We start from the raw sequence: 5845 nt of genomic DNA, 5'->3' as shown, positions 1-5845 counted from the left end.
TATAAAACAAACAACCAACGCGGGGTGGAGCAGCCAGGTAGCTCGTCAGGCTCATAACCTGAAGGTCACAGGTTCAAATCCTGTCCCCGCAACCAGCACTATTTCTTCAATATTATCAACACCTTCCAACCCCGCGCTCGCGGGGCCGTTCGCGTTTGCGCTCTTTTTGCGCCCGCCCGTGGCCTCATGACGCTCCACACCCGTCGCCAGCCGCAGCAGCCCCGCAAGCGCGCCATGCAGGTCGATATAGAAGCCCTCGCCCTCTCCGCGCGGCTCCAGCACGATCTTCTCGATCAGCCCGCGGAGCGCTTCACGCGTCTCGGTCATATCGGTCTCGCGCCCCAGCCCTTGGATCAGCGTGCCCACGCGGTCGCGATAGGTCTCGGCCATCTTCGGGTGGAACCGTAACGGGGCAGGGGAGGCCTGCGTCGCCGCAAGCTTCGCCTCGATCTGCTGGCGCTGGTCATCGAGCGCGATCATCTTGTCCTTCACCTGATCGGCCGGAACGCCCGCGATGATCGCGTCGACCAGCTTGGCATGGTCGTGTTTGACCTTGGCCAGTTTCCGCTCGATCTCGGCGCGCGTGTTTGTCTCGGTGGCGGCCAAGCGGTTGCGCTCGGCCGTATAGGCCTCGCAAAACACTGCGACCGCTTCCGGGTCCATCAGGTGATGGGCCAGCGCGTCGAGCACCCGCGCTTCCAGATCGGCCTGTTTGATCAGCGCCATATTGGTGCAGACCGCTTTACCCTTGTTGCGCGCGGCCGAGCAGCCGAAGCTGTCCTTGGTCACTTTGGAAAACCCCGACCCGCAGCAGCCGCATTTCATCAATCCGGAAAACAGTGTCTTTGGCCTTCGCCGGTCCCAGACCGGGACAGCTGTGTCCTTGCTCTTCAGCGCGCCTTGCCGCGCGCGCACCTTCTCCCACAGGTCATCCTCGATGATCTGCAACTCAGGAATCTCTGCGATCACCCAGTCGCGCTCAGGGTTCAGCCGCGAGATCCGTTTGCCTGTTTCGGGGTCTTTGACATAGCGCAGGCGGTTCCAGATCTGTCGCCCGATATAGAGTTCATTGTTGAGGATGCCGGTGCCACGCTCGCGATTTCCATTGATGGTCGAGCCACCCCAGCGGCCACCCTGCGGGCCGGGGATACGATCGACATTCAGCGCCTCGGCGATCTTTTTGGGCGACACGCCCTTCGCGTAGTCCTGAAAAATCCGGCGCACGACAGCGGCCTGATCCGTGTTGATCTCACGCTCGCCGCGCACAGGCTCGCCTTTGGCATCAAGCCGCGTCACAGCGCGGTAGCCATAGGTGATCCCGCCGGCGGATTTGCCCGAAAGCGCGCGGCCTTTCAGGCCGCGATGGGTTTTTTGCGCGAGGTCTTTGAGAAACAGCGCATTCATCGTGCCCTTCAGCCCGATATGCATCTCGGAGATGACGCCCTCGGCCACGGTTTCGATCATCACATCAGCGAAGGCGAGGCTCTGGTGAATCTGGGCGATATCGGCTTGATTGCGCGAGAGCCGGTCCAGCCCTTCGCTGACGACCACATCAAATACGCCCCCGCGCGCATCGCGCATCAGCTTCTGCACGCCGCTGCGCATCAGGCTTGCGCCCGAGATCGCGCGGTCGGAATAGGTCTCGACCACCTCCATCCCCTGCCGCGCCGCATAGTCGCGACAGGACCGGATCTGGTCCTCAATCGAGGCGTCACTCTGCATATCTGTCGAGAACCGCGCATAGATCGCAGCGCGCAATGGGGTGGTCATGGGGCGTCCTTCCGGTCAGTCGGGGGGCGTGTCGAAGCCCGCCTTTGCAGCTTCATGATCGCGCCGCGCCGTCTCGATGGCAAGCATCTTGAGGAAATCGAGATATCTTGCCCGGATATCTGCCTCACTCAGCAGCGGTTCTTCCGGGATACGGTCTGGCGCGGTGCCGTTTTTGTTGCCGGGATTTGTCATCTCAAACCCCTGTCTTCAGAGGCCCGAGTCCCGGGCGGTGGCGGGTGCCACATGGCACAACTTCTCTGGTCGCGCATACGCGATACCTCTCGGCTGGCCTGCCGGAGGGGTTCTGGCGGGCGGTGTTTCTGACATGGTGCCGAACCGTTGGCGGAGTGCCATGGTCCCGGCTGGTTATGTCATCACTTTACCAGAAGTTGCGCGCTGCGTACCGGCTGAACACCCGTGATTTGCAGTTCTTTGTGGATAACCTCCAATTTATTCAATGAGTTGCGATCTGCACTATCCACATGAATCTGTCGGAGCCGCGCAGTTCTCCACAACAATCAACATGGTGCATCTTGACAAAAGCGCCCGGTTCCGGGCCGGGGCGGCCTCCGGAACCGGGCGTGTATGCGCTATTCCGGTCCATTGCAGTCATCTGTTGCACTGCCGCCAAGCCCGTGACTGTTTCGCCCCGGAGCCTTGCGCGGAACGCTGGATGGCTCCGCGACCGCCACCTCGCGAAGCAGCTCTGCAATCCGGTTGCGGTCAAGCTCGCGCTCGCGGATCAGGACCTCTGCGATCCGTTCCAGATCCGCGCGATGTGTCTGCAAGGCTTGCTTTGTCTCTTTGAGGGCCTGTTGCAGCTGCTGCTCGATCCGTGCGCGCTGGCGCGCGGACAGGCGCTCAATGTCAGTGGTGGAAGGCTGCCAGCTCAGCGTCTCTCCAAACCCGTAGCTCAGCTCGGCCTGTTGCGCCCGGAATGTGGCGCGCGCGAGATCGCTCTCGATATCCCCGCCGCTGCCGTTGCAGGGCGCCCCAAAGACAACCTGCTCTGCGGCATAGCCGCCCAGATCGACGCGGATCTGGGAAAAAATGCGCTTTTGAGTCAGGACGTCGAAACATTGCATGGCCACATGACCGTTGCGCGATGTGATCTGTGCCTGTGTGGGGGCGGGCAGGCCAAAAATATGCCCGGCGAGTAGATGCCCGGCCTCGTGAATCGCGATCCGGCGTTGCAGATCAGGTTCCGGCTGCGGGGAAATCCGGTCTGCGGCGGCTTTGACATGCTGCGCCGACAGGCCGTTGCCCGCGCGTCGTGCGCGTGTCCGGGCATCCCGGATCAGGCTTGCAATATCCGCGCCGACACGCCCTGCCAGCTGATCTGCGAGCAGACAGAGCTCCGGATCAGACAGCAGGCCTTCGGGCAGATCTGCCAGCAGTGCTGCGCGCACCCCTGTGCGGTCCAATGGGCCGACAGAGATATGGCGATCAAGCCGCCCCGAGCGCAGGATCGCGGGATCGACGCGCTGCGGATAGTTTGTCGCAGCCATCACGATCACGCCCGGCGTTGCATTCAGCCGGTCAAGAAGCGTCAACAGACCATTGACCACGCCCAGGATATACCCGTTTGATGGCGTGTTGCGGCTGAAGAAGCTGTCGATCTCATCGAGGAAGAACACTGCAGGCGTTTGCGAAATCGCGCGGTCCGCGGCCGCGTTCAATTCGCGCAGCATATCTCCTTGGTGTCCTGCCTTCTGACAATCGCTATAGCTCGTCTTCACAAGCGGCAGCCGCGCAGACCCGGCCAATGCGCTGGCAAGATGCGTCTTGCCGGTCCCGGGTGGGCCGAACAGCAAAAACGACGAGGTGACTTCCGCCCATGGCAAACGCCCATGTCGCCAGTCCTCCAGATCGGCTTGCAGCTGGGTGAATGCCTCCTTGGCCGCTTGCTGGCCATGGACATGGTCAAGTGTGATGCGTGCGGCCCCGCGCTCTTGCGTGCAGACCCGGTGCAGATGTGCGATGGCCCCGGCTGGGGTGGCTGCGCAGAGACCCTGCACCAGTTGCAGCTCCGTCAGCAGCTCGATTCCGCTTGGCAATTCGTCAGGCGCGACCCCAGTCTCATGCAGCAGCCCAAGGAGAGCGGCCAGCATGGGGGCATCAGGCGGCGCCAGCGTCAGTTCAGCCCCGACAATGCTGCGCATGTCCTCGGTCATGGGCTGTGTGCCGGAAAGAAGGACGAGGGTCGGCTGACCGGCCAGAAGCGCAGCCTCGACCAGTTCGATAAAGCGCGCGGTATCTGTGCGGCTGGCGCATCGATCCGATTATGGCGCAGGGCGGCGATGAAGGTCATGGTACGCCAGTGGCCATGCGGTGCGCGGCCGATCAGGCGCTCGCCTTTCGGTGCCCAGCCGCGCAGGGGTGCCATGTTGGTCTTGGCCCAGGTTTCGTCGATAAAGACAAGGCGAGACGGATCGATCCGATCCTGATACCGCTTCCAGCGCGCACGGCGGCGGCTCACATCCGGGCGGCTCTGTTCTTCGGCGATTTGGGTCTTTTTTTGAACGAATAGCCGGTGCGATGCACGAAGGACCAGACCGTGCGGTAGTCGACGCGCAGGCCGCGCTCGGCCAGTTCGTCCACCAGACCGCGCAGGGTGAAAGCGGTCTTTATGCGCTCCAGTATCCACGCCTCATGCGCGCCTGCGATCTTGAGCGGTGGGTGGCCACCGGTGCCCGCAGGCGCGCAGCTCCCTGTCGCCCGCAGGCGCTGCGACCATTTCACCACGCTCGATGGTGCGACATCCAGCGCCTCCGCCACGCGCCGAACGCTCTCGCCCTTCTCGAGACGTGCCATCGCCCGCTCACGCAAATCCATTGAAATCGCTCTGCCCACTGCTCAACCCTCCATCTTGTGGTTCAATGCAGTGAATCACCAAAATGCGCGCTTGTGAATCCCCCACCGATTCAGGCTAAGGGCATCCCGCTCTAAGTCGGTCATTCTCAAAGCTCCTTATGCCCTGTTTCCGTTTAAGCGTAGCAAATGGGACGATTTCTGTCCTACACCATAGAAAGCTGACCTTTTTAAATTGCAGGAAAAGTCCGCTCAGCCGGCGTCTGGCCGCCCAAAATGCTGCGGTCTGGATCAATGGAAGCTTCGGGGAAGCCGCGATGCGGCGTCCGCTCTCACGGCCAAGGTCGGCTCTGGGCCGGGCACGTCGAGCCCACAGTCATCTTCGCGGTGAGCAGGGCATGTGCTGCGCGGAGGGTCATGTCGCTCCATTCCAAGGCGCAGCGGCCCCCCGAGGCACCGCAAGCATGGCCCGCAGATATCATGCACAGGGTGTGAGGCCGTTCAGGGTCTTGAGTCCGCGGGCGAAATTATAAGCTGCAATGAAGTCTGCCGTGTTCGGTACAGCGGTTCGCTTTGAAGCTGCAATCGCCCTATTCCAAATCACTGCTGGTTTGGGCTGGGTGGCAGTGTTCGATAAAGTCGTCCGTTGCATTGCTCACTCTATCTAGTCCGGAATGCGTTGTCCGGAACATGAACAAGCAGGGCAAACTGATTGCATGTATGCGAAACTCGTTCCGACAATGCTGTTCCGGAATACATTTTGCCTGACTGGCGCACTGGGCTTGCGGTAAGCTGCATAATTTCGGAAAGACGACTCCAAATCGAAAACTCTGGAAGCCGAACTGCCATGATTTTCAGAAACGTGGTGTCTGCTTCCGGAATTCGGTTGTCCGGAACTATCCACTCATGCACCAGGTTCGGTGGAAAGCTCTGTTCACTGGGGCCTGCGCATTCCGGCGCGGCTATAGGCCTGAGATGTCTCAGACTGACAATGGGTGCCGTCACATGCCCGGCTCATCATTGTCGTCCTCCGGTGGTGGCAGATTCCGTGTTACGTCCCGCAGCATATCCTCCCCTTCGACACGCGCCTCGGCCGGCAGATCTGGCCGACCGAGCCATGCGCGTACCCGGCTCAATGCGGCGTCGAGGGCCGCACGCATCTTCCGGAGAGCACTCCATTCGCGTGCGATCGCTTCTCTCTCTTCCGCAAGTGCTTTTCTTTCCTCATGAATAGCACATGCAGCAGCCTCGGCATCACGGCGCT

At 61.4% G+C, this 5845-nt stretch carries 3 protein-coding genes, 1 tRNA gene and 2 pseudogenes; 2 read left to right on the top strand and 4 right to left on the bottom strand.

The window, feature by feature from the left end:
* Positions 1-18: 18 nt before the first annotated feature.
* Both EV660_RS18460 and EV660_RS19085 read left to right on the top strand, forming a co-directional pair.
* A tRNA-Met gene (locus EV660_RS18460) sits at positions 19-95 on the top strand.
* A 91-nt stretch (positions 96-186) separates the two neighbouring features.
* The gene (locus EV660_RS19085) at positions 187-408 is read left to right on the top strand and encodes a hypothetical protein (RefSeq protein ID WP_071479137.1); all 222 of its coding nucleotides are present in this window, start codon (positions 187-189) and stop codon (positions 406-408) included.
* A 327-nt stretch (positions 409-735) separates the two neighbouring features.
* On the opposite strand, the pseudogene EV660_RS19080 reads toward EV660_RS19085, so the two are convergent.
* The 4 genes and pseudogenes from EV660_RS19080 to EV660_RS18890 all read right to left on the bottom strand — a co-directional run.
* Positions 736-1722 (bottom strand): annotated as a pseudogene (locus EV660_RS19080) (recombinase family protein); the annotation flags it as partial.
* 638 nt (positions 1723-2360) lie between these two features.
* On the bottom strand, positions 2361-3944 hold the full coding sequence (locus tag EV660_RS18450) for an AAA family ATPase (RefSeq protein WP_071479135.1): 1584 nt from the start codon (positions 3942-3944) through the stop codon (positions 2361-2363).
* 92 nt (positions 3945-4036) lie between these two features.
* A pseudogene (locus EV660_RS18995) lies at positions 4037-4623 on the bottom strand (transposase); the annotation flags it as partial.
* A gap of 959 nt (positions 4624-5582) precedes the next feature.
* A partial coding sequence (locus EV660_RS18890; protein WP_211116221.1) for a hypothetical protein occupies positions 5583-5845 on the bottom strand: 263 nt, incomplete at its 5' end.

The sequence above is a fragment of the Roseinatronobacter bogoriensis DSM 18756 genome (assembly GCF_004366635.1).
Lineage (GTDB): Bacteria > Pseudomonadota > Alphaproteobacteria > Rhodobacterales > Rhodobacteraceae > Roseinatronobacter > Roseinatronobacter bogoriensis.
Note: the sequence above shows the minus strand (reverse complement) of the source record. Positions and strands in the feature narration are given on the sequence as shown.

Bases quoted from the DNA above. Each gene is read 5' to 3' on its own strand.
- EV660_RS19085 (WP_071479137.1), top strand. From the start codon at position 187: ATGACGCTCCACACCCGTCGCCAGCCGCAGCAGCCCCGCAAGCGCGCC.
- EV660_RS18450 (WP_071479135.1), bottom strand. From the start codon at position 3,944: ATGACCGAGGACATGCGCAGCATTGTCGGGGCTGAACTGACGCTGGCG.